This is a genomic window from Sulfitobacter sp. HI0129 (assembly GCF_001635395.1).
GTDB lineage: Bacteria > Pseudomonadota > Alphaproteobacteria > Rhodobacterales > Rhodobacteraceae > Sulfitobacter.
Map to the genome: position 1 here is coordinate 1 of NZ_LWGH01000105.1, position 250 is coordinate 250.

Below are 250 nucleotides of genomic sequence, written 5' to 3' on the forward strand. Positions count from 1 at the left end.
ATATAGGCCTGCCGTTCGGTCACGGAAATGACGCCGCGCGCGTCCAGCAGGTTGAAGATATGGCTCGCCTTGATCGCCTGATCATAGGCGGGATGCGCCATGACGATGCGCTTGCCGGTTTTCGGGTCTTCCGCAGGCTGGTCCAGAATGGCGCGGCATTCCGCTTCCGCTTCCTCGAAGTGGCGCAGCAGCACCGCGGTATCGGCGGTATCGAAGTTCCAGCGCGCGTATTCCTCCTCCGTCTGGCGGA

1 protein-coding gene is annotated in these 250 nt (G+C 62.4%); it reads right to left on the reverse strand.

Translation table 11 applies throughout. From position 1 onward, the window contains the following. Window positions 1–250 (reverse strand): glycine--tRNA ligase subunit alpha (locus tag A3764_RS01005; RefSeq protein WP_150122027.1); only part of this gene is annotated, 250 nt, incomplete at both ends.